The following is a 26,819-nucleotide window of genomic DNA, read 5'->3' on the forward strand; positions in this document are numbered from 1 at the left end:
TCTTCTTTCAGCGTTGATCTACGGTTGTGATTTCACGGCGCTCGGCCATGCTCGCCGGAACGCTGGCTTCATCGGTGAAGAACTGCTGGTACCACTCGCGCAGCTGATACACCGGACCGTCGCCCTCGGCCAGTACCGGGTTGTTGACCCGCACTTTGTGGGTCCAGATATCAACGTCCTGGTAGAACGAGTCGCGGTTGCGCTGCACGTAATCCACCGCCAGCGCTTCGTTCTGGGCATCGGTCCAGCCAGGGACTTTTTTCACCATGCAGCCAAAGCGCAGCTCAAAGCTGTTGGGGCCTATCGGCACGTGGCAGTTGAGCAGGATGGACTTGATTTCCTGCCCGTCGAACACCGCACTCATGCGCGTCAGGTGAGTCGCCGGGCCGTAATAGGCCGACTCTGCCACCAGATCGCCGCCCAGACGCTCGGAGTCACCGTGGAAAATCTGCTGGGCGATATGCCCTTCAAAAACGTTATGGAAGTACTTGGTCGGCGTGCCATGCACCGGGCCGAAATGCTGGGCATCCACCAGATTGTCGACCAGCTCGCGGGGGTTGGTGTTGATGATCAGCTTGTCCATGTGCCAGCTGTGCAGCCAGTCTTCGCTGTCCATCTCCGGCAGGTGCGGAATCACCACGTCTTCGGCGGGCGGCTTGCCTTCAGGGTTGTTCCATACAAACAGCAGCTTGTTCACTTCGCAGGTCTGCCAGGCGCGGGTTTTGGCCTTGGGCGGAATGCGCTTGCAGTAAGGGATCTCGACGCACTTGCCGCTGGCATCGTACTGCCAGTGGTGGAAGGCGCAGACTACCCGGTCATTCTCGATGGTGCCCTGGGACAGGTCAGCGCCCATGTGCGGGCAATGGGCGTCGAGCACACTGATCTCGCCCTTGGACGTGGCGAACGCCAGCAGTCGTGAGCCAAAGATATTCAGGGTATGCAGCTTGCCATCACGGTATTCATCCGCTTCACCCAGGCAATGCCAACCACGGCCAAAGCGCGGCGACAAAGCATTCTCGACGTGGATTTCTGCGAGTTTAGTCATTTTTATTATTCCTCAGGTTAAGGGCCAGGGCGCTTTACTGAGTGATCTTCACCGAGGTGACTAACTGGCTCATCGTTCAGATGGACTAGTTGCAGCGCCCTGCACACATCCATGCGGGCGCTGGCTTGCCTGCGATACGCACAACGCGGCGTTTCAGACAGATTGAGGGGATGCCATCGCGAGCAAGCTCGCTCCCACAGGGTGGGAGCCCGCCTTTATCAGCGCCAATCCTCAACAATCCCGTGCTCACGGGCAAACGGCTGGCAGTGAATGGTTTTGCGCTGATGATCCACCGCTGCATCACTGGTCGCCAGCCACACCATGACCGCAGCCGGCACTTGCGGCGGCGCAGAGCCTGCACGCAAGGCAATCACGCCTTTGTCGCCGATAGTGGCGCGCAAGGCGTCAGTGGTCACGACACCCGGGTTGAGGGTGAAAGCGCGAATCCCCTGATCCCCGAACTCCACGGACAAAATGCCCGACAAACGCGACACCGCCGCTTTGCCCGCGCCATAGGCATAACCCCAGCCGCCCTTGCCCGCCGCCACCGGCGGATCGGTTTCACCGGCGCCGGAGGTGACATTGATTACCACACCGCCGCCCTGCTCCAACATCTGGCTGACCACGGCCCGAGTCAACAGGAACGGGGTCATGACATAGCCCTGGAACACCCGCTCCAGCGTCTCGGGCTGCAGCTCCATAAATGGCGCGTTAAGGTCGCTGCCCTGGTAGATCGCGTTGTTGACCAGCACATCCACCCGGCCATATTCGGCAAGCACCGCCTGGCTGGCCGCGAGCACCGACTCGCTGTCGAGCAGGTCCATGCGTACCACCAGCGCCTTGCGGCCCAGCTCGCGGATCGCCGCAGCGGTGGCATTCAGACTGCCGGGCAGTGCCGTGCCGTCCGGGTTGCGCAAGCCGTGGGTATGGTTTTCGCCTTCATCCAGGCTACGGGCGCTGATGGCCAGATCAAAACCTGCCCGGGCAAACGCCAGAGCGGTTTCCCGACCAATGCCGCGACTGGCGCCCGTAATAAATGCCACTTTGTTCATGGGAATTCCTTAAAAGTCAGAAGCGCTGCGCACGCACCATCGCGTCCATGCCACCGTCGACAAACACCACGCTGCCGGTCACAAAGCTGGCCTGGTCCGATTGCAGAAAAGCCACCACCCGGGCGATTTCTTCAGGCGTGCCCGCACGGCCCAATGGCGCCACAAACTCACGCACCGCCTTGCCGAACCGAGCGTCATCCTTGGCCGCCTGATGCAGCGGGGTTTCTACCGCGCCCGGCGCAACCACGTTCAGGCGTATGCCTTGCGCGGCCCATTGCACCGACTTGCGCCGTGCCTCACAGGTCACCGCGTACTTGGAACTGGCGTAGGCGATGTGGGGCTGGCCCAGTGCATTGGCCAGTTCCAGCGCGTGCGCCTCGTCACCGGCCAGCAGGGCTGCGACCATCGGCTGTTGATCTGCACCGGGCTGAGTGGCAGCCACCGAGCCAATCACCAGTGCCGCCGGGTTTTCACCCTTGGCCAGAGCATCCGCCAGGCCGTCAAGCAACTCACTGACGCCAAAATAGTTCACCGCCAGCACCAGACTGCTTGAAGACGCCGTCACCCCCAGCCCTGCACAGCACACCAGCCCGTCAAGCACACCACCGGACTGCTCAAGTACCTGCGCCACCGCCGCCTGGCGCCCGGCACGGGTCGACAGGTCGGCGACCACTTCGGCGCTGGCCCGGTCAATCCCGATGATGCGGTGCCCCGCAGCCCGCAAAACGGCGCACACGGCGGCGCCGATCCCGGAAGCGGAACCACTGACAGCTGTAACTGGCATAAGACTTTCCTTGATGATGCAGGCGCACGGTGGCCTGACTGATGAGCAACCGGCAGTGGCGATCAATCGCCACTGCCGGCCGGTAGACGGTGCTTAAGCGCTTTTACGAATCGGCCGTGCCAACTGTGGCGCCGGTACTATCACGGACTCAGCCGCTCGCAAGGCGCACTTGGGCTTTCCCAACGCGACCACGCTGTTCAGCAGAATCCTTACCAGTTCGGTCTGGCGACGCACACCGGTCTTGGAGAAGATCGAACGCAGATGCGCACGGGCAGTGTTGCGCCGAATATTCAGGTTCTCTGCGGCTTCTTCCAGGGACAAACCGTTGGCCAGTTCCATTGCCAGCGCCGTTTCGGCCTTGGTCAGATTGAACAGCTGTTTGGTCACCACTTCACTGGCCAGCGACTTGCCAACCGAGTCGCGGATGTAGATCACCGCAGCCGGCTTGCTTTTGCCCTCGGCCCATTCCAGCGAAGGGATCGCCTCGACCACCAGCCCCAGGCTGACCTGGCCCGAAGGCCGCGTGACGGACATGGCGTCGGCGGTCACGCCACCATCGCGCACTTCCTGACTAAAGGCGTGTTTGACCAGACGCTGCAACTCACGGTTGTCGCTGGGGTAGGTCGCCTCCAGCCTGCCGCCCACCAGCTTGAGGCCATCGGCATTCTTGAGGATTTCTTCGGCGACCGGGTTCAGGCGCAGTACCTTGCCGGTTTCATCCAGCACAATGGTCGCCACGGACAGGCGGCTGATTGCCTGTGCGTAAAGTTCGCTCATGGACTCGCTGCGATCGAGCAGGTTGTGCAGGTGCAGGGCCCGGCGCAAATGCGGCAGGAAGCTGCTGCACAACGCGCGTTCGGCACTGGAGAATTTGGGGGACGTTTTGGGCCGGGTAAGACGAAAGCGCAGCTTGCCACCGTCGGGGGTCGAAATATCGGCGCCCATTACATGGTAGACATCCTGCTTGGCACAGTAGGCCTTGAAGTACGGCGATTGCACCCACTCGGATTCGCTCATCAGGTCTTCAACCGTGAACACCTGATCAAGCGCCTGCCCGGCGAACGGGGTATTAGCTTGCGGGTAAGTCTGATACGTCAGCTCACCCTCGCCCTCGATATCGCCGGCCACGATCATCAGGCCCAGATCCGGCTGGTCGGGCACTCGCAGGATCAGCGTTGCGTAGTTGGCCTGGAACATTTTGCGTACGGCGCACAAACTACGCCCCATGATCTTCGGGTCCAGCGCACCGTCGTAGAAGCTGCCGACCATGTGATCGTAATCAGCCAGTTCGAGCCCCAGACTGGCCAGGGTTTGGTGGTTCAGGGTCACTGTATCCACGGATGTTTCCTCGCATTGGGTCAGGTTCGGGACCGACCCTTTTTATTGTTCTTATTACCAGCGGCTGCTTTTGCGCATGCACTGTAGCACTGCGCAAAAGCCACTCAGTGTGTCTTTATGTTGACCGCCATACAAGCTCGACAAGCGGTCTGTTTCAACGGTTTGACGAGTCCTTGGCCGCCACGCTCTGCTTGAGCGGGTAATGCCCGGCAGGCGCCTCCTGGCTGCCGGTTTTAACCTTGACCAGCGGGCGCCCCAGGTTGAACCAGGCCGCCAGGGCGGGCAGTAAAAAGATCGCCCCAAGCACGTTGACCAGGAACATGAAGGACAGCAGCACGCCCATGTCGGCCTGGAATTTCAAGGGAGCAAAGGCCCAGGTACAGACGCCGATGGACATGGTCAGCGCGGTGAACACTGCCGCCGTACCACGTTGGCACATGGCCTGGTAAAACGCGTTGCGCAGGTCCTTGCCGTCGGCCATCTCATGAGCAATGCGCTCGTACAGATAAATCCCGTAATCGACCCCCACCCCCACGCCCAGCGCCATCACGGGCAAGGTTGCGACCTTGAGGCCGATGCCCAGGGTCGCCATCAAGGCGTTGCACAGAATGGCGACGATCGCCAACGGCACCAGAATGCACAGCACTGCGCGAAATGAGCCGAAGGTCAGCCAGCAGAACAGCGCTACCGAGCCGAACAGGGCGGCCAGCATCACCACCTCGGCCTGCTTGACCGCTTCGTTGGACGCGGCCATCACGCCCACGTTGCCGCCCGCCATCAGGAACTCCACATTCGGCCCTTGCAGGCCGGCAATGATGCGTTGGGTTTCATTGACCACATGGCTGACGGTCGCACCTTCGTGGTCGGTGAGGAACACCAGGATCTGCATGCGCTGGCAGCCTTCCGTCACCAGCCCGTCATCCGGCATATATGCCCGGGAGCCCTGACTCAGGCCACGCTCGGAACCCGGGATTGCCGACCAGCGCGGATTGCCTTCGTTGTTGCCGGCAATCACGGTTTTGCCCATGCCCGCCACACTCTGTACCGACTGCACGCCGGCCACGCTGCGGATCTGAAAATCGAACGACTCGATTGCCCGCATCACCTGCGGCGCCAGGCAACCTTCTTCGATGCCCTTGACCTGCACAAACACCGACATCACATCCAGGCCGATGGAATAACTGTTGATGATCTTCTGGTTGTCCTGGTTGTAACGCGAGTCGGCCCGCAGCTCCGGCGCACCGACACCAATATCGCCCACCGCCAGGTCCCGGGCCTTCCAGGCGCCCACGCCCAACAGCAGCAGGCTGATCACAAACACCGCCAGCGCCGGTTTCGGCTCGGCCAGCGCCGACAGGCGCCACCACAAGGCGTGCTTGCCCTGAACCTTGAGCCCTTGGGCCATGGCACTCGGCTCAAGCTTCAAGTACGAAAGAATGATCGGCAGCATCAGCTTGTTGGTGATGATCATCAGCATCACCCCGATACAGGCGGTCACCCCCAGTTCATGGACGATGGGAATGTCGATCAGCATAATCACGCCAAAGCCCAGGGCGTTCATCAACAGCGCCAGGGAGCCCGGAATGAAAATCTTGCAAAAGGCACCGCGGGCAGCCTCCACCGACGAACTGCCGCCCAGCACATCCTGCTTCCAGGCATTGGTCATCTGTACCGCATGGGATACACCAATCGAGAAAATCAGGAACGGCACCAGGATCGACATCGGGTCGATCCCCAGCCCCAGCAAAGGCAGCAACCCCAGAAGCCATACCACCGGCAGCAAAGCCACAGCCAGCGCCACCACGGTCAGGCGCCATGAGCGCGAATAGAACCACAACATCAGGGCCGTGATCACAAAGGCAATCACGAAGAAACCGATCACGGTGGTCAGCCCGTCGACCACATCACCCACCAGCTTGGCAAAGCCGACGATATTGATCTCGACATCGTCATTGCTGTACTTGGCGCGGATATCTTCAAGCCGCTTGGCCACCTCGGCATAGGACACCGATTTACCGGTTTGCGGGTCCAGGTCCTGCAAGTCGGCGCGTACCATCGATGACGTCAAGTCATTGGATACCAGCCGCCCCACCTGCCCCGAACGGGCCACGTTGCTGCGCACCTGGGACAGGTCTTCGGCGGAACCGGTAAAGCGCGGCGGCACCACCACGTCACCAAAGAATCCGTCTTCGGTGATTTCGATGTAACGCACGTTGGCCGTAAACAGCGAGGTCACACTGGCGCGGCTCACACCGTTGATGAAGAACACGTCATCGGTGACTTTGTTCAGGGTTTCGAGGTACTTGCGGTTATAGATATCGCCCTCGCCCTTCCACTTGACGCTGACCAGAAAGCGGTTGGCGCCGGTGAAGTACTGGCTGAAGTTGAGGAAGTTGACCATAAACGCGTTGCGCACCGGGATCTGCTTGTTAAAGCCCGGGTCCAGCTGGGTATAGGTGGCGCTGTAGCCCAGGGCCAGGGTCAGCAGTACAAACAGCGCCAGCAAGCCCTTGCGCCAGGTGATGAGCAGATCGGCAACGCGCTCGACCGCGCGGTTTACCGCAGTTTTTTCGCGACTCACTTGGCACCTCCAAGTGCAGCAACACTGCCATCAGTGCCCTGGAACACACCGCGTTCACCGCCCACCAGCAGGCGCCCGGTATCCACCAGTACCGCTGAAGTCAATGTCCCCAGGCCCGACAGCCGAGTGGCACTGACCAGGTGGCCATTACCGTCCAGACGCACCAGGGAGCTGCCAGCCCCGACAATCAGCAACCCGCCGCCATTGGGCAACAGCGCATGACCGTAAAGTGGCAACTGATTCCCCACCGCCACCGCGTCCCAGGTACGGCCAAAATTCTGACTGACAAACACATGGCCGCGCATGCCGTAGGCCACCCAACGATCCGGGCTCAGCCGCACCACACCAAACAAGGAACCGTTGTAGAACGGCTCCAGCTTTTTCCAGTTGCGGCCGGCATCATCGCTGCGCAGTACCAGGCCTTGCTCACCGACCACCATCCGCCGACCATCCGCACCGCCGTCCATGCCATTGAGGTGAGCACTGTCTACCTCAATGGGCTGGGCTTGCCAGGTGAGGCCGTCATCATCGGACTGGTAAAACTTGCCAAAACTGCCGAAGGTCATCACGCGGTTGCCGCCGGCACTCCAGATCCCCAGCAAAGGCTCGGCGATTTCGCCGTCATAGCGGACCTCGGTCCAGTGCGCGCCTTTGTCAACGGAGCGCAAAATCCAGCCATCGTGGCCCACCGCCAACAGGTTTTTGTCATCCAGCGCCACCAGCGCGGTCAGGGTCAGATCACGCTGCGGCTCGACCGCAGCCGGTTGCCAGGACACGCCCTGATCATCACTGAGCAAAATATTGCCGCGCTCACCCACCGCGACCACACGCTGGTCGAGGTACAGCATGCCGTTGATTTGCAGGCGATCCGGGCGCAATTGGGCCGAGGCGACGTTTGAGGCAGTGCGGGGGGAGAAGGTAAACGCGATGGTTGCAGCGACAATCAGGCATACCAGATAGCCGATTAATGAGCGCATGGTAGATGCCTCGCTGCACGATTCAGTTGCTGGGCAGAGTTCATGCAGCCAGTCCTCTTTTTATTATCTTGGATGCCCTGGCTGCCTCCTCGGCGAAGTGGCCAGAACCTGCCTTCGATCATCGGACTGGTCGGTCACACACACATCGTCCAAACGGCCTAGCCCGGATGGAGGAGTGAAAAAACGGCCAGAGAGAATGGTTTTGCACCGGTAGCCGCTGACGAGTGGAACGAGGCTGCGTTCGAGCGCGAAGCGGTCGCAAAACCGGTACACGCGGTATGCCTGATTAGCCGTGGAAGCTGACTTTACGACTGCTGCGCAGCCGAACGCAGCCTCGCACGGCTCGTCAGCGGCTACAGATTCGCCACCAATTCCGTGTTGTAGCCGCTGACGAGTAGAACGAGGCTGCGAACGAGCGCGCAGCGGTCGCAAAGCCGGTACACGCGGTATGCCTGATTAACCGTGGAAGCTGATATCACGACTGCTACGCAGCCTCGCACGGCTCGTCAGCGGCTACAGATTCGCCACCGACTCCGTGTTGTAGCCGCTGACGAGTAGAACGAGGCTACGTTCGAGCGCGAAGCGGTCGCAAAACCGGTACACGCGGTTTGCCTGATTAACCGAGGAAGCTGACTTTACGACTGCTGCGCAGCCGAACGCAGCCTCGCACGGCTCGTCAGCGGCTACAGATTCGCCACCGACTCCGAGTTGTAGCCGCTGACGAGTAGAACGAGGCTGCGTTCGAGCGCGAAGCGGTCGCAAAACCGGTACACGCGGTTTGCCTGATTAACCGAGGAAGCTGACTTTACGACTGCTACGCAGCCGATCGCAGCCTCGCATGGCTCGTCAGCTCCTACAAATTCGCCAGCAATTCCGTGTTGTAGCCGCTGACGAGTAGAACGAGGCTGCGAACGAGCGCGAAGCGGTCGCAAAACCGCTACACGCGCAGTGCCTCATTAACCGAGGAAGCTGACTTAACGACTGCTGCGCAGCCTCACACACTCAAACCAGCCGCTGAATCTGCTTGTGCCGCCATACCAGCCGGTAGTACGCGGTTTGCAGCGCCAGCATGGCGATGTAGGTCACGGGGAACGCCATCCACACGCCTTCAAGACCGAAGTGGGCATTGAGGGCATACGCCACCGGCAGCTCGATGCACAGCACACAGAAGATGGTGATCCCCATCGGCACCAGCACCACGCCGCTGGCCCGCATGATCCCGCCGATCACCGCCTGGAAGCCAAATACCAGAATGCTCCACAGCATGATGTGCAGCAGGTGTTCGGCCCGAACCCGCGCATCGACGTCAGTGATAAACAGCCCCAGCAACCAGTGCGACAGCACGTAGCCCAGCACAATCAGGGCACCGGTCAGGCACAGGTTGATCAGCAGGCCTGTGCGCAGGATCGCGCCTATACGTTCAATGCGTCCCGCACCGATAGCCTGGGCCCCAAGAATGGAGGCGGTGATGGCAATCGACAACGCCGGAAACTGCACGTAGTTGACGATCTGGGTGACCGCGCCATAGGCCGCTGTAGCCTGGGAACCGTGGCTGTTGACCAGCGCCAGAATCACCAGCTCCGACAACGACAGCACCACCATTTGCACGCCGGTGGGCAAGCCGATGCGCAACACCTTGCCCAGAATTTCGGGGGTCAGGCGCAGCGCGGCCAACAGCTCGCGGTCCGGCGCCATGACATGGTTTTTGTGCCGCAGACGCAGCACCAGAAACAGCATGGCCAGCACGTTGCCCACCAGCCCCGCATAGGCAGCACTTTGAATGCCCATCGGTGGCAACCCGGTCCAGCCGAGGATCAGCGCCGGCGTCAGCAGCAAACCCACCGCCGTAGACACCATCAGCGCCAGCAACGGCGAAACCGTGTCACTGACGCCACGCAAAATTTGCGTAAACAGAATAAACACCAGCAGCAACGGCATGATCAGCATCATCACCCGGGCATAGCCCACCGCCTCGTCCAGCACGTCGGCCGGCGTGCCCAGTGCCTGCAAGGCAGGCCGCGCCAGCAAGCTGCCCAGCACCGCCGCGGCCAGGCCGATCAACGCCCCCAGGGTCAGCGTGGCCCCCGTGATCTGCTTGACCATTGCGGTCTCGCGCGCCCCCCAGGCCTGCCCGATCAGCACCGAAGCCCCCGCCCCCAGGCCGATCACCAACGCGATAAAGAAAAACACGATGGGAAACATCCCCGACACCGCTGCCAGCGCCTGGGTGCCCAGCAACTGCCCGACATAAATACCGTTGAGCGTGCCGGAAAAACTCTGAAGGAAATTGGACAGCACCATCGGCGCCAGAAAGATCAGGTAGATCTGCCACAGCGGCCGTTGCGAAGGGGTTTGCATTAAGAGAGGGCCTGATGAAATAAACGTCAAAGGTTTATACCGCAAATGTATCTGAATGTTGAATCCTGGGCCCACGGCATAAAAGGCATTTCGGCTACGCTTCCTGACAGCCCGCTGAACGTGAAGAAATATTAAGAAACGTTTCAGCATTTTGTAGGCAAAATGTGCTTACCGCTGAAAAAGCCCATCAGGTGACGGTATGACCCGTATTTTGACCATTGAAGACGATGCCGTGACGGCGAAAGAAATCGTGGCTGAATTGACCAGCCACGGCCTTGAGGTCGACTGGGTAGCCAATGGCCGCGAAGGTCTGGTACGCGCCGTCAGTGGCGACTACGACCTGATCACCCTCGACCGCATGCTCCCGGAGCTGGACGGGCTGGCGATTGTCACCACCTTGCGCACCATCGGCGTCAGTACCCCGATCCTGATGATCAGCGCCTTGTCCGATGTCGACGAGCGTGTACGCGGCCTGCGCGCCGGGGGCGATGACTACCTGACCAAACCTTTTGCCAGCGACGAGATGGCGGCCCGGGTTGAAGTCTTGCTGCGGCGCAAGAGCCCGGTGGACAAGTACGAAACCTCATTGCGCGTCTGCGACCTGGAGCTGAACCTGATCACCCGCGAAGCCAGCCGCAGCGATCAACAGCTGAGCCTGCTGCCCACCGAGTACAAGTTGCTGGAATTCCTGATGCGCAACACCGGGCAAATCCTCTCGCGCATGATGATTTTCGAGGAAGTCTGGGGTTATCACTTCGACCCGGGCACCAACCTGATTGACGTGCACATCGGCCGCCTGCGCAAAAAGATCGACCCACCGGGCCTGGTGCCCCTGATCCGCACCGTTCGAGGCTCGGGCTATGTCATTGCCGAACCCCTCTAAGGGCTGGCGTTCTTCCAGCAGCCGGCTGCTGGCGCTATACAGTTTTCTGTTCGTGGCCTGGAGCTGCATCCTCATGGGGGTGCTGTATTACGAGGTCTCGGACTACCTGGGCAGCCTGGCCAAGCATTCGCTGATGCAGCGCCAACATCTGTTTGCGCGCTTTGAAGGCGAACAGCTGGACGAAGCGCTGGCCACCAGCATGACCTTCGACATGCGTGCCGTGGATGCCTACGGCCTGTTCGATGAACAGCGCAAGCCGCTCAGTGGACCGATCCGGTCATTCCCCGAGGGCTTGCCCCTGGATGGCCAGATCCACGCCCTGAGCACCTGCATCGATTCCGACGACCCCAACCTGCCGCAAGACAGTTGCGATGCCGTGGCCACCCAGACCAACGACGGGCGCTGGCTGGTTCTGGTGCGCGACAACGGCTCGCTGTTTGCCGTCACCCGGATCATTTTGCATGCGCTGTTCTGGGGGGTGTCGCTGACCATCATCCCCGGCATTGCCGGCTGGCACTTGCTGCGCCGCCGTCCGTTGCAGCGCATCCGGGCGATTCAGGCCAGCGCTGAAGCGATTGTCGCGGGGGATTTGACCTATCGCCTGCCGCTGTCCAATCGGCGTGACGAGCTGGACATGCTGGCAGCCATCGTCAACGCCATGCTCGACCGCATCGAACTGCTGATGCACGAGGTCAAGGGCGTGTGCGACAACATCGCCCACGACCTGCGCACCCCGCTCACCCGCTTGCGGGCCCAGCTGTACCGGATTCGCCAGCAGGCGGGCGAAGGCTCCCCCGAAGCGCTGCAACTGGACGAAGTCATCGGCGAAACCGACACCCTGATGGCACGTTTTCGCGGCTTGCTGCGTATATCGGAACTGGAAGACCATCAACGACGCTCGGGCTTCCTGCAACTCGACCCGCTGCCACTGCTGCAGGAGCTGTATGACTTTTACCTGCCGCTGGCAGAAGAAGGCCAGGTCACGCTGACGCTCGACGTGGCACCGACGCTGCCCAGCCTGACCGGCGACCGTGCGCTGCTGTTCGAAGCCCTGGCCAACCTGCTGAGCAACTCGATCAAATTCACCCCGCCGGGCGGAGAAGTGATTTTGCGTGCCTCGGACGACAACGACAGCCTGCGTATCGAAGTTCTCGACACCGGCCCCGGTATCCCCGAAGCCGAACGGGTGGCGGTATTCCAGCGCTTTTATCGCTGTGATGAGACACACGCCGGGTTTGGTCTTGGCTTGTCCATCGTGGCCGCCATCGTCAACCTGCATGGCTTTAGCCTGGACGTGAGCAACCGTGAAAGCGGCGGCGCCTGGCTGACCCTGCACTGCCGGCAAAGTCTGATAAACCCGGGGTAAGCAGCGGTGTTATCTCTGCTGCCATCGCCCGTTGGCGATGGCAGCACTAAAGTGTTTCAACTCCAGGAGGAACCATGATTTCAGTCCAGAAAGCCAGGCAAATGGCCGAAAATTTGCACGCTTCGTTAGGCCGAAACAATCAGGAAGTCACTCACGCCACAGCACTCGAACTGGTCGCGCAGCAACTGGGCTACACGGACTGGAGCGTCGCATCGGCAATGCTCCCAGAGGAAGGTCCCCGGCAGGCGGCTACGTTCGAAAAAGCAATTCCGGTATTGCGAATATTTGACGAAACCAAGGCCCGCGAGTTCTATCTGGATTTTCTGGGCTTCAGCGTCGAGTTTGAGCACCGGTTCGAATCGGATCTACCGTTGTACCTGGGAATCAACCGAAGCGGTCTACAGCTCCATCTGTCCGAACATCATGGCGACGCGAGCCCGGGGTCGACGACATTTATCCCCATGCAGAATATTGAAATGCTTCGGGATGAGTTACTTGGCAAACGCTACAAATACGGGCGCTCGGATATTGTTCAGCAAGGTTGGGGGCAAGTCCTGGAGGTGTACGACCCTTTCGGTAATCGGATCAGGTTCTGCCAATACTGATTTTGCCGGTGCCTTGCACCCGATCGCAGTGCAGCCCACGAGGTGCTTTAAGCACACCACAGTCATTACACCTTCTCCGCATATACCAAAACGATATATTTAAATCGTTTTATATTCTTTTTTAAACTCTAAATTTCCTGCAAGACTCTCGTCATAACTCTTCCAACTCATGATGAGAACGAAATGAAAAAACTCACTGCCCTCACCGCCCTGACCCTGGCCGTTTTGTCTGGCCTGGCCCACGCTGACCGTCTGGATGACATCAAAAAGTCCGGTGTGCTGCGGGTGGCGTCGTTTGACAGCAACCCTCCGTTCGGTTTTGTCGATGCCAAAAGCAAGCAGATTGAAGGCCTGGACGTGGATTACGCCAAGGCCATTGCCGACAAGCTGGGCGTGAAGTTGCAGTTGCAGCCGACCAACCCGGCCAACCGTGTGCCGCTGCTGGTCGCGAACAAGGTGGATCTGGTGCTGGCCAACTTCACCATCACCCCGGAGCGCGCCGAACAGGTGAATTTCAGCATTCCGTACTTCGCCTCGGGGCAGCAGTTCATCGTTAAAAAAGGCACCCTCACCTCCCCTGAAGAACTGAACAAATGGCGCGTCGGTGTCGACAAGGGCACGGTCAACGAAGGCGTGCTGCGCGAGAAATTCCCGGGTGCCAAAGTAGTGGCCTACGATGACACCCCGTTTGCCTTCACCGCCCTGCGCAACGGCAACGTGCAGGCCATCACCCAGGACGGCCCGAAGCTGATCGGCCTGCTGGCCAATGTGCCGGACAAGGACAAGTACGAAGTGCCGCCATTCACCATTTCCAATGACCTGATCGGCGTCGGCATTCCCAAGGGTGAAGCGCGCCTGACTGACGTGGTTAACCAGACCCTCACCGAGCTGGAAAGCCAGGGCAAGGCACAGGGCATCTATGACGCCTGGTTCGGCCCGACCACCAAAACCCCGCTGACCCGTCTGTACAAGATCGGCGACAAGAGCTAAGCCACTGCCTGAGTGGGAGTGAGCCTGCTCGCGAAGGCTTTTCGCGAGCAGGCTCGCTCCCACGGCTCCTGCATCCTTCAGCCCGTCCCGGATAACCGGACGGGTTTGTTCGTTTATAGATGGACGCTGTTTTTATGTTCGGTGAACTGCTGGCCCCGCAATACCTGCACTGGCTGCTCGATGGTTTTGTTCTGACCCTGACCCTTTCCCTGCTGACCTGCCTGGTGGCTACCGGGCTGGGATTTTTGCTGTGCCTGGCACGCATTTCGCCTTCGCGCCTGTGGTCGTGGCCTGCACGGGCCTACCTGGCCCTGTTTCGCAACACGCCGCTGCTGGTGCAGCTTTTTTTCTGGTACTTCGGGGTCACGGCGATGCTGCCCGAAGGCCTGGTGATGTGGCTCAACCAGCCGCGCAGCCTGACATTGGGCTGGTTGGAGATTGAATGGCCGTCCTTTGAATTCATTGCCGGGTTCTGGGGCCTGATGCTCTATACGGCAGCCTTCATTTGCGAAGAGTTTCGCGCAGGCATCAGCTCGGTGCGTGTTGAGCAACGGGCTGCAGGCCTGGCGCTGGGCTTCAAACCTGCGCAGGTGTGGCGCTACATCGTATTCCCGCAAGCGCTGCGCACGGCGTTGGGGCCGTTGCTGGGGCAATACATGAATGCCCTGAAGAATTCGTCGCTGACGATGGCCATCGGTTTGGCCGAACTGTCGTATGCCTCGCGGCAAGTCGAGACCGAAACCTTCAAGACGTTCCAGGCCTTCGGTTTTGCCACAATCCTGTATGTACTCAGCATTGCCTTGATCGAAGTGGTCGGCCAATTGATTGCACGCAGCAAGTGGTATCGCCAGGGAGTGGTGTAAGTCATGGACTTTTCGGTTATCAGCGACAATTTTTCGTACTTCATGCTCGGCGCCTGGCCCAACGGGCCTTTGGGCGGCGCGGCGCTGACACTGGTGCTGAGCCTGTTGTCGGGGATCATCTCGGCAATGCTGGGGCTGATGCTCGGGGTCGCACTGGTGATGATCCGCGGCAAGGTACGTTGGGTATTGCTCGCAGTGCTGGGATTTTTGCGGGCGATTCCGGTGGTGATGCTGATTTTTTGGAGTTACTTCCTGCTGCCCATCGTGTTCAAGGTCGATGTGCCCGCGCTGGCCACGGTGGTATGCGCCCTGTCGTTGATCGGCGGCGCGTATCTGGCGCACTCGGTGTATGCCGGCATCAGCAGCTTGCCGCAAGGCCAGTGGGCGGCAGGCAAGGCGTTGGGCCTGGGCACCTGGCAAGTGCTGCGACTGATCATCCTGCCGCAAGCCTTGCCGATGATGCTGCCCTCCTTCCTCAACCAGTGGATTTCACTGATCAAGGACACCTCGCTGGCCTATGTGATTGGCGTGGGGGAGTTGTCGTTTGTCGCCACCCAGGTCAGCAATCGGGTGATGGTGCACCCGACCGAGATCTTCCTGTTTGTGGCGCTGGTGTACTTCGTGTTTTGCAGCAGCCTGGATGTGATTGCCAATCGTCTGGTCAAACGCTAGAACCTGTAGCCGCTGCCGCAGGCTGCGACAAGGACCGAAGGGCCTTCGCTTTCGGCCTTGAAAGCGGGGCTGCTACGCAGCCCATCGCAGCCTTCGGCAGCGGCTACAGGGGTTAGTGATCAGGTCAGGGTTTCAATCACCGCCCAAAGCGGCACAAACCCCAGCGGCAGCCACACCGCCAACCGTGGACGATAAGGCAGCAACATCAGCAACCCAAATCCGCCCAGCGAAAGCATCCCCAGCCAGCCAACAGGCCCCATGGCCCAGCCCCAGGCCTTGCCACAAAAGTACAAACTCAGCCCCAGGCAGATCCAGCCGCCAACCCGCAATACTCGCCGCAACCTGGCTGAAGGGGCTTTGCCCCAAACCTGTTTGTAATGACGCTCCAGCCCCTGGCACAGCGCCAGCATGCCGAGGTAGGCGAACGCCAACGCAGCAAAAAAATGAGCCAGCATGTCAATTCACCTCGGCCATAACAGCGGTCTTTTTACGCGGCACCCGCTCCACCGCCGGTTGCGATACTTTCCAGCACGCCCACAGCAACAGGGCACCCAGCGCCATTGCCGTCAGCTCCAGCCCCATGCTGCTGTGCAGTGCCCACGGCTGGTTGACCGTGGCCAGGCTCAGCAGCGGCAAGGTCAGGCACATCACCCCCGCCAGCGCCAACTGCTCGCGCCAGGCCTGCATCCGTGGCCTGATCAAGGCATGCAGCAGGCTCAACGCCCACACGCCAAAGAACACGTTCAACTCGGCATCGCTGCGCTGCGCCATGCCGGCCGGCAACAGGTGGTTGCCCCACAGCAAGCTGATGCAGGCCAGGCTCAAGCCCGCCATGACGGTGACGTTGATCGCTTCCACCACGCGGTACAGCACCTGCGCAACGCGGCTTTCGCTGGCGTATTTGCGCCGGCGCTTGACCGTGAACAGCACCAGGCCACTGCCAATCATGGCGCTGCTGATCAGGCCGCAGATGAAGTAGAGCCAACGCATCGGGTAGCCACCGAACTGGGCGAAGTGCAGCCCGGAAACCACCCGGTGCGTAAGCACCGTGGAGCGCATCTCGGTCGGCCCGGACAACTGCTCACCCGTGACCCCGTCAAAGCGCATGCCTCCCCCTTTGATCAAGGCGATGCGATTACCCAGGATCGGGCGAATCTGGATTTCGGCATTGCTCTGCCCCGGGTTGCTGATGCTCACCCCGCTCAATGGCCCCATGATCTCGCGGGCCTTGGCCAGCAGCGGCGCGATGGCCACCAGCGGCGCAGGTTCAACCGCCTGCGGGCGTTTGATTTCAAGCGCCGATGGCGCCGTATCCTGGGCCTTGAAAAAGGCCTCGCGGTTGCCATCGAACAAGGCGTCCATGGCCGCAGGCATGTAGATCACCAAAAAAATCGCCAGACCGCTGTAAGTGATCATCAAGTGAAACGGCAACAACAGCACGGCACTGGCGTTGTGGGCGTCAAGCCAGGAGCGCTGGCCCTTGGCAGGACGAAAGGTGAAGAATTCCTTGAAGAACTTTTTGTGGATCACGATACCGCTGACCAGCGCCGCGAGCATGCCCATCGCCAGGGCGCCGACCAGGTAAATCCCGATCATGCGCGGCATGTGCAAGGTGAAGTGAAACAGGAAGAAGAACCGCCCCCCCACCGTTTCGCGCACCGGCAACACTTCGCCGCTGTTGGGGTCCAGCGTGACTGAAACCCCGTCACGGCGCCCGCCGGTCGAGGCCTGTAGCTGCGGCGACCGCGCGTAAGGCAGGCTGATGCCCCATTGTTTGGCGCCGGGTTCATGCTCACTCAGATAACCCAGCGCACGCTGCACTGCCTGTTCATCGGTCAACTGGTGCGCGGGCAGTTCGGGGTTCATCCAGTTGTCGATCTCCTGATCGAACACCGCAAGGGTGCCGGTCAGAAAAATCACGAACAGCAGCCAGCCAACAATCAAGCCGCCCCACGTGTGCAACCAGGCCATGGATTGGGTCAGGGTCTGTTTCATCCCATGCGCTCCAGCAGTTGAGGCCAAAAACCGATGGCGGCCAGGGGCACCGCGAGCACCGCGCCCATCCATGCCGACCACTGATGGCGCGCAGCAAACGCCCACAAAATGGCGAAGGTGTAGATCACAAACGACAGCAGGCTGGCGACGATCATCGAGTCGACGTTGTCCAGCGGCAACAGCCGGGCCAGCGCCGCAGTAAAGGCGTAGGTAAAGACATAACCGCCCACCAGTGCGGCCAGTGTGCGAGACAGGATCGGCACCCAGGCCGAGGTTGCGAGTTTCATGTATTGATCCTTCATCGAGCCCTGCGTTTTGCCTGTGCCAGATGCGACAACGGCGCGGCACCCGTTACTCACGGATGTCGCGCCTGAAAGTGCCTGCACTGCGAGCAGTGAGGCCTGCGTTGTTATCAGAACGAACTGGTCACCGACGCGAAGTAGGCACGGCCCGCTTCGTTATAGGTTTGTGCGCCCGCCTCGTCTGCGTTGCCCTTGCGGTACAGCTGCTTATCGAACAGGTTGTTGATACCCACCCGCACGCTGAGGTTTTTGTTGAACTCATAACCGCTGCTCAAACCCACCAGACCGTATGGGTCAACAGGTTGCTGCACCGACTTGTCGAGTGCTTCGTTGGCGCGATTGTTACGCTTTGGCGCTTCCTGCTTGCCGTAGTAAGTACCGCTGACCTGAACCGACAGCTTCTCGGTGGCGTACCAGTCCAGCATGGTGTTGAGGGTGTACTTGGGGATGATGCTCAGCGGATCACCGGTTTCCTTGTCCTTGCTTTCGATCATGTAGGTCAGGTTGGTGTTCCAGTCCAGATCGTCGCGCAGGTTGACGAACAGATTGCCTTCAACCCCTTGTACGATGGCCTTGCCGCTGTTTTCCCATTGCAGGACACGACGCCCGTTTGGCAAGCGGAATGCCGCCTCGTTGCTGGCATTGATCTTGTTCTGGTAGTCGTTGCGGAAATACGTCGCGCTGGTGCGCCAGGTGCCTTTATCGAACGCCAGGCCAATTTCTTTGTTGACGCTGATTTCCGGCTTAAGGTCCGGGTTACCCACCAGGTAGCAGCCACCGATGTTCACTTCAACCGAACTGCAGCCCGCACCGCGGCTGTACAACAGGTAGTTGGGGTTGGACTGGTACAGGTTCGGGGTTTTGTAGGCCCGGGCAATACCGCCCTTGATGCTCAGCTCATCGGTGATCTGGTGCGAAGCGTTGAGGCTCGGGCTCCAGTTGCCGCCGAACTCGCTGTGGTGGTCAAAACGCACGCCGGGAGTGACGATGGTCTTGGCGCCGACTTCGATGTTGTCTTCCACATAGAACGCGTAGCTGTTGGCCGTGGACTTGGTTTGGGTTCGGTCGGTTCCGGGAAGGCCCGGAGTACCATTTGCACCTGGATCCCAGCTTTGCGGGCGCAGTGAACCCGGGTCGTTCAACGACTCGTAAAGGTATTCGCCGCCCAAAGTCAGCACCTGGGGAGTGCCCATGGTCAACGGCAAATTCACTTCGCCGGTGGCGCGGGTGTTGCGCAAGCGCGATTCAAATTTACCGGCACTTTCAGACGGTGCGCCTTCGCCATAACCGGCCAGGCCTTCGTTCAAACGGGCGTTACGGGTCAGGTCGTGGCTCAGCGAAGCGCTGGTGGAGCCCCAGTCGAACGAACCATTGTGGGTCGCGGAGAAGGTGCTGCGTTGCAACACGCTGGTTTCCTTGCCCGTGAGGCTGTTAACAAAGTCACCCCCGCTGTTGAGCATGGTGTCGCCGGCAAAAATGTTGCCCTGGCGGCTGTAGCTGGCTTCCAGGTCCAGCGATTGCTCGGGGGTGAACTGCCAGCTGATCAGGCCATTCACGTCCTTGTTGCGTACACCTTCGCGGCCGGCCACAACGCTGTCGGGCGAGGCTTGCGCGGCGGTGTTGATGCCCGGATCGTCGGCGTCGGTCTTGTTCACGCCGCCATACACACGAAACACCAGATCATCCGTGATCGGCCCGCTGAGGTTGAAGTTGGTACGTTTGCTGATGCCTTCGGAATCGTCTTCCGGCGACAGGTAGTACGCTGTCACCGAGCCTTTGAGTTTGTCGGACGGGCGCTTGGTGATGATGTTGACCACCCCGCCCATGGCGCCCGAACCGTAGCGGGCAGCTGCCGGGCCGCGCAGGATTTCGATGCGCTCGACTTCTTCTGCCGGTACCCAGTTGGTTTCACCACGGGTATCACGGTCGCCGCTCCAGCCATAACGCTGGGCGTTACGCGAAGAAGACGGTTTGCCGTCAATCAGGATCAGGGTGTTTTCCGGGCCCATGCCGCGCAGGTCGATCTGGCGGTTGTTGCCGCGAGCGCCACTGGAGCTGTTACCGGTCAGGTTGACGCCCGGCTCGCGACGGATGATGTCGGAGAGGTCATTGGCCGGCGGGCGTTTCTTGATGTCTTCGGCCGTGATGATCGACACCCCGGGCGCCTGCTTGAGCTCTTCGGCAGCAGTGCCCAAAACACGGGTTTCTTCCAGTTGCAATGCTTGCCTGGTGCCATCGACCGGCAGGTCGGTGGTTTCCACCGGCACCTCGTCACGATCGCGCTCAAGCGCATCGGCTAAAATGGTGGGTGACGCCAGGGCGGCAACGAAAGCCAGTGAAAGATGACTGCGGTTGAATCGAGACGACATGTCCAGTTGATCCCTTAACAATGGAGTGTGCTCAGCAGGCCAAAGGCTGGAAATCGCTGTCGCACGAACCCGAAAGGACACGACGTTTTTTAGCTCTCCCCGGCACTGCCAGGACTGCAATGATAAACACTCTCATTTGAGAGTAAAGCGCAATTGACACTAATCCTCATTCGCAAGTTCCCCAATCCCTTTGTTTTAGAGCCTTTTCCTACAGAAAAAAAATTAAAAACATTGCAAAAAATGCCTCGAATTGAGAGAAACACCGCCTCAAGCCGCCCTCTTCCCCTCACTTTTTGAGTCCCACATCATGACGACCGAACTTCAGATCACCGACCTTGTGCCGGGCGACGGCAAAGCCGTGGTCAAAGGTGCCTTGATCACCACCCAATACACAGGCTGGCTCGAAGACGGCACGGTGTTCGACTCTTCCTTTGAGCGCGGCAAGCCGTTCCAGTGCGTGATTGGCACCGGGCGTGTCATCAAGGGCTGGGACATCGGCCTCATGGGCATGAAAGTCGGCGGCAAGCGCGAACTGAAGGTTCCTGCTCATCTGGCCTATGGTGAAAGAAGCATGGGCGCGCATATCACACCGAACTCCAACCTCAGGTTTGAGATCGAACTGCTGGAAGTGCTCACCCGCGACGATTGATCGCGGCGGCACATAAGCAGCACTTTTAAGGAGTCAGGCTGGGTGAATCGATTTTTCAGGCATTTTTTATCGGTATTGCCGCTAGTGGCACTGGCGGGTTGTAGCAGTCAGGGCACTCAGACACTGCCAAACCTGACCCCCGAACAGACCCGCGCCCGCATCGTGCAATTGATGCCGGCCAAAACACCGGATCGCCAGGGCTGGGCCACCGACATCCAGGCCGCCTTTGCCGCCCAGGGGCTAGCCCCCAGCGACGAAAACCTGTGCTCAGTACTCGCCGTCACCGAGCAGGAGTCCACCTTCCAGGCCGACCCGCCGGTGCCGGGCCTGGCCAAAATCGCCCGCACGGAAATCAACCGTCGCGCCAGCAAGCTGCATATCCCGGAATTTTTGGTCAACAGCGCGCTGAACATTACCTCCCCTACGGGCAAAACCTACAACCAGCGCCTGGATGCCGCCCGCACCGAAGGCCAGCTCAGCGCAATTTTTGATGATTTCATTGGCATGGTGCCGATGGGTAAAACCCTGTTTGGCAGTTTGAACCCGGTGCACACCGGCGGCCCGATGCAGGTCAGCATCGCCTTTGCCCAGCAACGGGCGCGGGACTATCCCTACCCGGTTGCCCACTCGATCCGCCAGGAAGTCTTTACCCGGCGCGGCGGCATGTATTTCGGCATCGCCCACTTGCTGGGCTACCCCGTCGACTACAACGAGTCGCTGTACCGTTTTGCCGACTTTAATGCCGGCTGGTACGCCAGCCGTAATGCCGCGTTCCAGAACGCCGTGAGCCAGGCGTCCGGCATCCCGCTGGCACTGGATGGCGACCTGACGGTGCCCGGCTCGTATGCGCTCGGGTCAACCGAGCGGGCGGTCCGGGCACTGGGCAAGCAACTGAAGCTCAGCGACAGCGCCATCAGAAACCAGCTGCTCAAAGGCGACAGCCTGGACTTCAATGACACTGACCTCTACACGCGTGTCTTCGCCCTGGCCGAGCGTCAGCAAGGCAAACCCCTGCCCCGCGCCGTGCTGCCGGGCATCACCCTGCAAAGCCCGAAAATTACCCGCACACTGACCACGGCCTGGTTTGCCAAGCGGGTCGATGATCGTCGCCAGCGCTGCATTAGCCGGGCGAAGGCACTACCGGCACACTGAGAAAATTCGGATACGAATAAAACCATTGAATTAATTCATATGCGGAGTATGGTCAAAGTTAATGACATTCAGGAGAACGCCATGGGACTCGCAGCCCGAAACCTCGAACCCGACATCACAACAGGTGATGCCGGTCGTGTGGCCCTGACCTTTTTCTTCAACCTGATGGAGCATTGGGGTTGCAGCAAGGAGCAGCAATGCACACTGCTGGGGGCCATCGGCAACACCACCTATTTCAAGTACAAAAAACTGCCCAATGTGCGCTTGCCCCACGACACACTGGAGCGCATTTCGTACCTGATGGGCGTGCACAAGGCATTGCGCATCCTGTTCAGCAACCAGCCCGATCGCGCCTATGAGTGGGTGCACAAACCCAACACGGCTGCGCCCTTCAACGGGCAGAGCGCCTTGAGCTACATGCTCGCAGGCCAGGTGGTCGACCTGGCGGATGTGCGCCGTTATCTGGATGGAGTGCGCGGCTGATGCCCGATGCAATGCTGCCTGAATGGAACAAGGCTTATCGCATCATCAACAGCGCGTTCCCGCCCATCAGCGTGTTTGAAGACACTCTGGACCCGGCAGACCTGGAGATTGCCTTTGCCCTCGAAAGCCTGACCAATGACCGGCTGCGTGACACGGCGGGTTTGCTGGCCCGGGTCAGGCCCGAGGACCGGCTGTGCGGCGAGGGCTCAACTGCGGTGATGGCCGCCTTTACCCATATCGGCCGCGCCAGCCGCTTTACCGACGGCACTTATGGTGTGTACTACTGCGCCAGCAGCGTTGAGGCGGCAATCGCCGAAACCTGCTTTCATCAGGAGCAGTTCTGGCGGGCCACCCAGGAGCCCGGCATTGAGATCACCATGCGCACCTACATCAACCAGGTGCTGCAACCGATGATCGACATCCGCGCCGAGTCCGGCTTGCACCAACCATCACCTTCCAGTTACGGCCTCTGCCAGGCTTTCGCCCGCCCCCTGCGTGAAGAACGTGCCTGGGGCCTGCTCTACAACAGCATGCGGCTTGATGGCCACGAATGCGTGGCAGCGTTCCGCCCGCCAGCGCTCTCGCTGCCGGTGCAGGGCCCGCATTTTCGCTATGTGTGGGACGACAGGTCGCAAACCATCGCCTGGGTGTTGCAGGTCAGTGAAGTGGTGCGTTGAAACCGCGATGGCACGACCTTATAGGGTGTACTGCTTGAACAGTTCTTCCTTGATGATCAGCAGCGCGTCTTCGTAGTAGCGCTCGCCCCGGGCCTCGCTGAGCAATACAGAGCGCACACTGCCCTCGCCTTCGCCGGGGATGTGCTCACAGGTCAGGTAGAACTCAGCGGTTTCGGGCATGAATTCCAGGTAGTAAAACAACTCGCGACCTTCTCGGTGCCAGTAACCAATTTCTCTGCGCATGGGAGTTCCTTGAGCAATGCGGGCGCCCAAGGATACACAAGACCCGTGTGAGCAGCGTGCGACAGGTTTATCGCCTGCCCGCAATCCGCTCCAGTGCCACTTTCAGATCCTGGACACTGGCTGCCGCTGTCAGGCTGATGCGCACCGCATTGGTCGCGGTGGGTTTGACCGCAAATACATCCGCAGGCACCACATCAACCCCCGCGGCGCGGCAAGCCTCGGCAAGCGCGCTCTCACCCTCGCCCACCGTCAGCCAGATATGGGGCGAAGGGGTCTGTGTCTGATACATCCAAGGGCCCAGGATCTTTTTTGCCAGCCGCCAGCGTCGGGCAACTTCCCGGGTTTGCCACTGCACACGCGTTTGCGCAGTGCCGTCGCCGATCCATTGGCAAGCAATGGCCATGCACAGTGGCGATACTCCCCAGTGCGCCGACTGGGCATAGGGATCAATGCGGCCCAGCAGTTGAGGGCTCGCTACGATCCATCCCAAACGTACGCCCGCCGCAACGGTCTTGGACAGGCTGCTGACCAGCACCGCGAGCTCGGGCAGAAAACGGTACAGCGGCGGGCTGTCGGTAAGTGCCCCGTACACGTCATCTTCAATCACCATGACCCCGTGACGCCGGGCGACGTGGGCAATCGCTTGTTTGCGCTCAAGGCTCATCACCGCCGAGGTCGGGTTTTGCAGGGTCGGCGTCAGTACGGCAATCCGTGCGCCCGTGGCGCGGATCATCCGGTCAAAGTCCTCCGGCACGATGCCCTCCCGGTCGAGCGCTACCCCGTGCATCGGCAGGCGCAGCTGCGCGCAGGCGGCCTTTATCCCCGGCGCGGTAAAGGCTTCAACCAGCACCGGATCACCGGCTTGGCACAGTGACAACAACACGGTGAACAACCCTTGCTGGGCGCCGGTACAGAGCATGACGTTATCCACCGTCAGGTCCAGCCCGCGGCCCTTGAACCAGAGTGCGCCCTGCACACGCGCCCGGAGCAGATCCACCGCACTCAGGTAGCCCTGCAAACGGACCGCCTGGCGGCTGTCGAGTAACCAGGACAAGGCCTGTGCATCCGTTTCACCGAGGTGGTCGATGGCCGGGACATTGGTCCTCAGATCGATTCGCGTCGCCTGTTCATCGGCGTGTTGCAGCCTGAACAGGGTTGCCTCCTGACTGCCCGACAGGACATAGGTGCCACGGCCCACCTCACCCGAAACCAGATGTCGACGCGCCGCCTCCCGATACGCCTGCATCGTGGTGCTGGGGTTCCAGCCCAGCGCCCAGGCCAGTCGCCGCTGGGGCGGCAAACGGGCGCCGGGTTGCAGTTCACCGCACGCGATGGCCTGGGCAATGGCTTCGACCAGCGCCAGGTAACGGGGCTGGGCAGTGTCGTTGAGCGTCGGTATCCACATTTATTGTTGGCCATGCAATATAAGGGTCGGCCCATACAATGCGTTGTGCCTAGAATCGAGTCAAACCCCTCGATGACGGTGCGCCATGTTTGATTTGAATGCCCTTCGCCTTGCAGCACACGCCGTGCACCAGACCCTGGCACCCACCCCGCAGCTGGCCTGGCCTTTGCTGGCTGATCGCCTGGGTTGCACCGTGTGGGTCAAACATGAAAACCACACGCCTACCGGCGCATTCAAAGTGCGCGGCGGGTTGCTGTATGTGCAGGGTTTGCTCGCCCGGGAGCCACAGACCAAAGGGCTGGTCACCGCCACCCGCGGCAACCACGGGCAAAGCCTGGCGCTGGCGGCCCGAAGCATGGGGCTGTCGATCCGTATCGTGGTGCCCGAAGGCAACTCACTGGAAAAAAACGCCGCCATGCGAGCCCTGGGCGCGACAGTGATTGAGTGCGGCAAAGACTTCGATGAGGCGCGGGCCGAAGCCGCAGCATTGGCCAACACCCATCAATGGCATCTGGTGCCCGCCTTTCACCCCGATCTGATTCGCGGGGTGGCCACCTATGCGCTGGAGCTGTTTGAAGCCGTGGAAGAGCTGGACACGGTGTATGTCCCCATTGGCATGGGCTCAGGGATTTGCGGGTTGATCCAGGCCCGTGACCTGCTGGGCCTGAATACCGAGATCGTGGGCGTGGTGTCTGCCCATGCCGACGCCTTTGCACAAAGCTTCGAACAGGGCCGCGTAGTCTGCACAGACTCGGCCCACACCTTTGCCGACGGCCTGGCCTGCCGCCAGCCGCTGCCTGAAGCCCTGGCCATTATTGCCCAAGGCGCGGCACGGGTGATTCGGGTATCGGACCGGGAGATCGAACACGCCATCAGGGTCTACCATGAAACCACCCACAACACCGCCGAAGGGGCCGGTGCCGCGGCGCTGGCCGGGTTGATCCGTGAGCAATCGCAGCAACAGGGCCGACGGGTTGCCCTGATCCTGAGCGGGGCCAATATTGACCGGCAGCTGTATGCCGGGATTCTGGCCGACGGTGTTGAACCTTCTGCCCAACTGTAGAAATACAAGGAGCCTGCATGCAGTGCCAGATTCGACGCGCCCTCGCCCATGATGCTCAAGCCATCAGCAAAGTGGTGATCGCCGCCTTGCGTGAATCCAATGCCCGGGACTATTCACCCGAGGTGATCGCCCAGGTCGAGCAGCACTTCTGCCCGGCCGCGATCCTGACACTGATGAAGCAACGCCAGATGTACGTGGCCGTTGTCGAGCAACACGTGGTCGGCACCGCCAGCCTGGATCAGGCCGTGGTACGCAGTGTGTTCGTCAGCCCGCGGCATCAGGGGCGCGGGATCGGCCAGCGATTAATGGCACGTCTCAAGGAAGTCGCCACGGCGGCGCAAGTCGAAGAGTTGCGGGTGCCCTCATCGCTGACCGCCGAATCGTTCTACGCGCAACTGGGTTTTCAAAAAGTCCGCGATGAGTTTCACGGGGCCGAGCGCACAGTGATCATGGCCTTGCGTCTGGACGCCTGAATCATCACGCGGCTATGCTGCCCCAATGACTCCCTCAACGGTGCTTCGCTCACCCTGCCCTCCCGGCGCCTGCATTTGCGAGCGGGAACAGCTGTTGGCGGCGCCAGACAGCGACCTGCGCATCTTCAGCCTCACACGCCAGGCCGAGAAGGTGCTGCTGGATCGATTGGAAAATATTCAAAGCCTGAGCGATCTGGAGCATCTGCGCCGCCGCATGCGCGAGCAATTGGGGATTGAGGTGCTGATCGACCCGGGGGTCACTGAAGTTCGCACCATGCGAGGCATTGCCATTCGCTTGGCCGAGCAGCCGGGGCTTTGCCGCAAAACACGACAAGCCATCCCGGCCGCCATTCGCCGGGCCCTGGAAAAAAACCCCGAAATCGCCTACAAATTACTGGATGATCAAGGGCTGTTCCGTGACACCTGAAACAGCTCTCGCAAGGGCCTTTGGCCATGAAATAGCCGTATTTTGCAGCAGATACATGATTTAACTT

The 26,819-nt window shown here is 60.4% G+C and carries 26 protein-coding genes; 13 read left to right on the forward strand and 13 right to left on the reverse strand.

Going from position 1 to position 26,819, the window contains the following annotated elements; translation table 11 throughout:
• Positions 1–7: 7 nt before the first annotated feature.
• The 7 genes from BLW11_RS18140 to BLW11_RS18170 form a co-directional block, all read right to left on the reverse strand.
• Positions 8–1,045, reverse strand: a complete 1,038-nt coding sequence (locus BLW11_RS18140) for a 3-ketosteroid-9-alpha-monooxygenase, oxygenase component (RefSeq protein ID WP_048361042.1) — start codon at positions 1,043–1,045, stop codon at positions 8–10.
• A 218-nt stretch (positions 1,046–1,263) separates the two neighbouring features.
• Positions 1,264–2,097: an SDR family NAD(P)-dependent oxidoreductase gene (locus BLW11_RS18145; protein ID WP_048361041.1), complete on the reverse strand. Its 834-nt coding sequence runs from the start codon at positions 2,095–2,097 to the stop codon at positions 1,264–1,266.
• Between the two features lie 16 nt (positions 2,098–2,113).
• Positions 2,114–2,881: an SDR family oxidoreductase gene (locus tag BLW11_RS18150; protein ID WP_048361040.1), complete on the reverse strand. Its 768-nt coding sequence runs from the start codon at positions 2,879–2,881 to the stop codon at positions 2,114–2,116.
• A 93-nt stretch (positions 2,882–2,974) separates the two neighbouring features.
• On the reverse strand, positions 2,975–4,219 hold the full coding sequence (locus tag BLW11_RS18155; protein WP_048361039.1) for a helix-turn-helix transcriptional regulator: 1,245 nt from the start codon (positions 4,217–4,219) through the stop codon (positions 2,975–2,977).
• Positions 4,220–4,373: 154 nt separating this feature from the next.
• On the reverse strand, positions 4,374–6,800 hold the full coding sequence (locus BLW11_RS18160) for an efflux RND transporter permease subunit (RefSeq protein ID WP_048361038.1): 2,427 nt from the start codon (positions 6,798–6,800) through the stop codon (positions 4,374–4,376).
• Positions 6,797–7,777 (reverse strand): WD40/YVTN/BNR-like repeat-containing protein, encoded by a 981-nt coding sequence (locus BLW11_RS18165; protein WP_048361037.1) that lies wholly within the window; start codon positions 7,775–7,777, stop codon positions 6,797–6,799. The genes BLW11_RS18160 and BLW11_RS18165 overlap by 4 nt, the downstream gene beginning before the upstream one ends.
• Positions 7,778–8,779: 1,002 nt before the next feature.
• On the reverse strand, positions 8,780–10,135 hold the full coding sequence (locus tag BLW11_RS18170; RefSeq protein WP_048361036.1) for an MATE family efflux transporter: 1,356 nt from the start codon (positions 10,133–10,135) through the stop codon (positions 8,780–8,782).
• 199 nt (positions 10,136–10,334) lie between these two features.
• Between BLW11_RS18170 and BLW11_RS18175 the strand changes: the two genes are divergently transcribed.
• From BLW11_RS18175 to BLW11_RS18200, 6 genes are all read left to right on the forward strand, one after another.
• A complete protein-coding gene (locus tag BLW11_RS18175; protein WP_048361035.1) occupies positions 10,335–11,018 on the forward strand; it encodes a response regulator transcription factor in 684 nt (227 codons plus the stop codon).
• Positions 10,996–12,384 carry a sensor histidine kinase gene (locus BLW11_RS18180; RefSeq protein ID WP_048361034.1) on the forward strand — a complete coding sequence of 463 codons (1,389 nt, stop codon included), beginning with the start codon at positions 10,996–10,998 and terminating at the stop codon, positions 12,382–12,384. Before BLW11_RS18175 ends, BLW11_RS18180 begins: the two co-directional genes overlap by 23 nt.
• 74 nt (positions 12,385–12,458) lie before the next feature.
• Positions 12,459–12,989 (forward strand): glyoxalase superfamily protein, encoded by a 531-nt coding sequence (locus BLW11_RS18185; RefSeq protein WP_048361033.1) that lies wholly within the window; start codon positions 12,459–12,461, stop codon positions 12,987–12,989.
• 183 nt (positions 12,990–13,172) lie between these two features.
• On the forward strand, positions 13,173–13,979 hold the full coding sequence (locus BLW11_RS18190; RefSeq protein ID WP_048361032.1) for an ABC transporter substrate-binding protein: 807 nt from the start codon (positions 13,173–13,175) through the stop codon (positions 13,977–13,979).
• Between the two features lie 134 nt (positions 13,980–14,113).
• Positions 14,114–14,842 carry an amino acid ABC transporter permease gene (locus tag BLW11_RS18195; protein ID WP_048361031.1) on the forward strand — a complete coding sequence of 243 codons (729 nt, stop codon included), beginning with the start codon at positions 14,114–14,116 and terminating at the stop codon, positions 14,840–14,842.
• A 3-nt stretch (positions 14,843–14,845) separates the two neighbouring features.
• On the forward strand, positions 14,846–15,514 hold the full coding sequence (locus BLW11_RS18200) for an amino acid ABC transporter permease (protein ID WP_048361030.1): 669 nt from the start codon (positions 14,846–14,848) through the stop codon (positions 15,512–15,514).
• A 119-nt stretch (positions 15,515–15,633) separates the two neighbouring features.
• On the opposite strand, the gene BLW11_RS18205 is transcribed toward BLW11_RS18200, so the two are convergent.
• From BLW11_RS18205 to BLW11_RS18220, 4 genes are all read right to left on the reverse strand, one after another.
• Entirely contained in the window at positions 15,634–15,969 is a 336-nt protein-coding gene (locus BLW11_RS18205) for a DUF3325 domain-containing protein (RefSeq protein WP_048361029.1), read from the reverse strand.
• Position 15,970: 1 nt separating this feature from the next.
• Entirely contained in the window at positions 15,971–17,509 is a 1,539-nt protein-coding gene (locus tag BLW11_RS18210) for a PepSY-associated TM helix domain-containing protein (RefSeq protein WP_048361028.1), read from the reverse strand.
• The gene (locus BLW11_RS18215) at positions 17,506–17,796 is read right to left on the reverse strand and encodes a hypothetical protein (protein WP_048361027.1); all 291 of its coding nucleotides are present in this window, start codon (positions 17,794–17,796) and stop codon (positions 17,506–17,508) included. The genes BLW11_RS18210 and BLW11_RS18215 overlap by 4 nt, the downstream gene beginning before the upstream one ends.
• A 125-nt stretch (positions 17,797–17,921) precedes the next feature.
• Positions 17,922–20,180 carry a FepA family TonB-dependent siderophore receptor gene (locus tag BLW11_RS18220; protein WP_048361026.1) on the reverse strand — a complete coding sequence of 753 codons (2,259 nt, stop codon included), beginning with the start codon at positions 20,178–20,180 and terminating at the stop codon, positions 17,922–17,924.
• 307 nt (positions 20,181–20,487) lie between these two features.
• On the opposite strand from BLW11_RS18220, the gene BLW11_RS18225 reads away from it, so the two are divergent.
• The 4 genes from BLW11_RS18225 to BLW11_RS18240 all read left to right on the forward strand — a co-directional run bounded on the left by BLW11_RS18225 (position 20,488) and on the right by BLW11_RS18240 (position 23,141).
• Positions 20,488–20,829 (forward strand): FKBP-type peptidyl-prolyl cis-trans isomerase, encoded by a 342-nt coding sequence (locus BLW11_RS18225; protein ID WP_048361025.1) that lies wholly within the window; start codon positions 20,488–20,490, stop codon positions 20,827–20,829.
• A gap of 42 nt (positions 20,830–20,871) precedes the next feature.
• Positions 20,872–21,981 carry a DUF1615 domain-containing protein gene (locus tag BLW11_RS18230; RefSeq protein WP_048361024.1) on the forward strand — a complete coding sequence of 370 codons (1,110 nt, stop codon included), beginning with the start codon at positions 20,872–20,874 and terminating at the stop codon, positions 21,979–21,981.
• An 81-nt stretch (positions 21,982–22,062) separates the two neighbouring features.
• Complete coding sequence (locus BLW11_RS18235; protein ID WP_048361023.1) at positions 22,063–22,464, forward strand: MbcA/ParS/Xre antitoxin family protein; 402 nt, start codon at positions 22,063–22,065, stop codon at positions 22,462–22,464.
• Positions 22,464–23,141 carry an RES family NAD+ phosphorylase gene (locus BLW11_RS18240; protein ID WP_048361022.1) on the forward strand — a complete coding sequence of 226 codons (678 nt, stop codon included), beginning with the start codon at positions 22,464–22,466 and terminating at the stop codon, positions 23,139–23,141. Before BLW11_RS18235 ends, BLW11_RS18240 begins: the two co-directional genes overlap by 1 nt.
• Positions 23,142–23,159: 18 nt before the next feature.
• Here the strand turns inward: BLW11_RS18240 and BLW11_RS18245 are convergent, their stop codons facing one another.
• The gene (locus BLW11_RS18245; protein WP_048361021.1) at positions 23,160–23,384 is read right to left on the reverse strand and encodes a hypothetical protein; all 225 of its coding nucleotides are present in this window, start codon (positions 23,382–23,384) and stop codon (positions 23,160–23,162) included.
• A 67-nt stretch (positions 23,385–23,451) separates the two neighbouring features.
• On the reverse strand, positions 23,452–24,789 hold the full coding sequence (locus BLW11_RS18250; protein WP_048361020.1) for an aminotransferase-like domain-containing protein: 1,338 nt from the start codon (positions 24,787–24,789) through the stop codon (positions 23,452–23,454).
• Between the two features lie 85 nt (positions 24,790–24,874).
• Here BLW11_RS18250 and BLW11_RS18255 point away from each other — a divergent pair, with 85 nt between their 5' ends.
• From BLW11_RS18255 to BLW11_RS18265, 3 genes are read left to right on the forward strand one after another with little or no spacing between them, the layout of a single operon-like run.
• Entirely contained in the window at positions 24,875–25,852 is a 978-nt protein-coding gene (locus tag BLW11_RS18255) for a threonine dehydratase (RefSeq protein ID WP_048361019.1), read from the forward strand.
• Between the two features lie 17 nt (positions 25,853–25,869).
• Positions 25,870–26,325, forward strand: a complete 456-nt coding sequence (locus BLW11_RS18260) for a GNAT family N-acetyltransferase (RefSeq protein ID WP_048361018.1) — start codon at positions 25,870–25,872, stop codon at positions 26,323–26,325.
• A gap of 25 nt (positions 26,326–26,350) precedes the next feature.
• Positions 26,351–26,752 carry a hypothetical protein gene (locus BLW11_RS18265; RefSeq protein ID WP_048361017.1) on the forward strand — a complete coding sequence of 134 codons (402 nt, stop codon included), beginning with the start codon at positions 26,351–26,353 and terminating at the stop codon, positions 26,750–26,752.
• The last annotated feature ends 67 nt before the right edge of the window (positions 26,753–26,819 follow it).

This window comes from Pseudomonas deceptionensis (assembly GCF_900106095.1).
In the GTDB taxonomy this organism is placed as follows: Bacteria; Pseudomonadota; Gammaproteobacteria; order Pseudomonadales; family Pseudomonadaceae; genus Aquipseudomonas; species Aquipseudomonas deceptionensis.

What these genes read in the sequence shown, in the direction of transcription:
- BLW11_RS18140 (WP_048361042.1), bottom strand. Translation starts at nt 1,045, where the DNA reads ATGACTAAACTCGCAGAAATCCACGTCGAGAATGCTTTGTCGCCGCGC.
- BLW11_RS18145 (WP_048361041.1), bottom strand. Translation starts at nt 2,097, where the DNA reads ATGAACAAAGTGGCATTTATTACGGGCGCCAGTCGCGGCATTGGTCGG.
- BLW11_RS18150 (WP_048361040.1), bottom strand. Translation starts at nt 2,881, where the DNA reads ATGCCAGTTACAGCTGTCAGTGGTTCCGCTTCCGGGATCGGCGCCGCC.
- BLW11_RS18165 (WP_048361037.1), bottom strand. Translation starts at nt 7,777, where the DNA reads ATGCGCTCATTAATCGGCTATCTGGTATGCCTGATTGTCGCTGCAACC.
- BLW11_RS18170 (WP_048361036.1), bottom strand. Translation starts at nt 10,135, where the DNA reads ATGCAAACCCCTTCGCAACGGCCGCTGTGGCAGATCTACCTGATCTTT.
- BLW11_RS18175 (WP_048361035.1), top strand. Translation starts at nt 10,335, where the DNA reads ATGACCCGTATTTTGACCATTGAAGACGATGCCGTGACGGCGAAAGAA.
- BLW11_RS18180 (WP_048361034.1), top strand. Translation starts at nt 10,996, where the DNA reads ATGTCATTGCCGAACCCCTCTAAGGGCTGGCGTTCTTCCAGCAGCCGG.
- BLW11_RS18185 (WP_048361033.1), top strand. Translation starts at nt 12,459, where the DNA reads ATGATTTCAGTCCAGAAAGCCAGGCAAATGGCCGAAAATTTGCACGCT.
- BLW11_RS18190 (WP_048361032.1), top strand. Translation starts at nt 13,173, where the DNA reads ATGAAAAAACTCACTGCCCTCACCGCCCTGACCCTGGCCGTTTTGTCT.
- BLW11_RS18195 (WP_048361031.1), top strand. Translation starts at nt 14,114, where the DNA reads ATGTTCGGTGAACTGCTGGCCCCGCAATACCTGCACTGGCTGCTCGAT.
- BLW11_RS18200 (WP_048361030.1), top strand. Translation starts at nt 14,846, where the DNA reads ATGGACTTTTCGGTTATCAGCGACAATTTTTCGTACTTCATGCTCGGC.
- BLW11_RS18205 (WP_048361029.1), bottom strand. Translation starts at nt 15,969, where the DNA reads ATGCTGGCTCATTTTTTTGCTGCGTTGGCGTTCGCCTACCTCGGCATG.
- BLW11_RS18210 (WP_048361028.1), bottom strand. Translation starts at nt 17,509, where the DNA reads ATGAAACAGACCCTGACCCAATCCATGGCCTGGTTGCACACGTGGGGC.
- BLW11_RS18215 (WP_048361027.1), bottom strand. Translation starts at nt 17,796, where the DNA reads ATGAAACTCGCAACCTCGGCCTGGGTGCCGATCCTGTCTCGCACACTG.
- BLW11_RS18220 (WP_048361026.1), bottom strand. Translation starts at nt 20,180, where the DNA reads ATGTCGTCTCGATTCAACCGCAGTCATCTTTCACTGGCTTTCGTTGCC.
- BLW11_RS18225 (WP_048361025.1), top strand. Translation starts at nt 20,488, where the DNA reads ATGACGACCGAACTTCAGATCACCGACCTTGTGCCGGGCGACGGCAAA.
- BLW11_RS18235 (WP_048361023.1), top strand. Translation starts at nt 22,063, where the DNA reads ATGGGACTCGCAGCCCGAAACCTCGAACCCGACATCACAACAGGTGAT.
- BLW11_RS18240 (WP_048361022.1), top strand. Translation starts at nt 22,464, where the DNA reads ATGCCCGATGCAATGCTGCCTGAATGGAACAAGGCTTATCGCATCATC.
- BLW11_RS18245 (WP_048361021.1), bottom strand. Translation starts at nt 23,384, where the DNA reads ATGCGCAGAGAAATTGGTTACTGGCACCGAGAAGGTCGCGAGTTGTTT.
- BLW11_RS18250 (WP_048361020.1), bottom strand. Translation starts at nt 24,789, where the DNA reads ATGTGGATACCGACGCTCAACGACACTGCCCAGCCCCGTTACCTGGCG.
- BLW11_RS18255 (WP_048361019.1), top strand. Translation starts at nt 24,875, where the DNA reads ATGTTTGATTTGAATGCCCTTCGCCTTGCAGCACACGCCGTGCACCAG.
- BLW11_RS18260 (WP_048361018.1), top strand. Translation starts at nt 25,870, where the DNA reads ATGCAGTGCCAGATTCGACGCGCCCTCGCCCATGATGCTCAAGCCATC.
- BLW11_RS18265 (WP_048361017.1), top strand. Translation starts at nt 26,351, where the DNA reads ATGACTCCCTCAACGGTGCTTCGCTCACCCTGCCCTCCCGGCGCCTGC.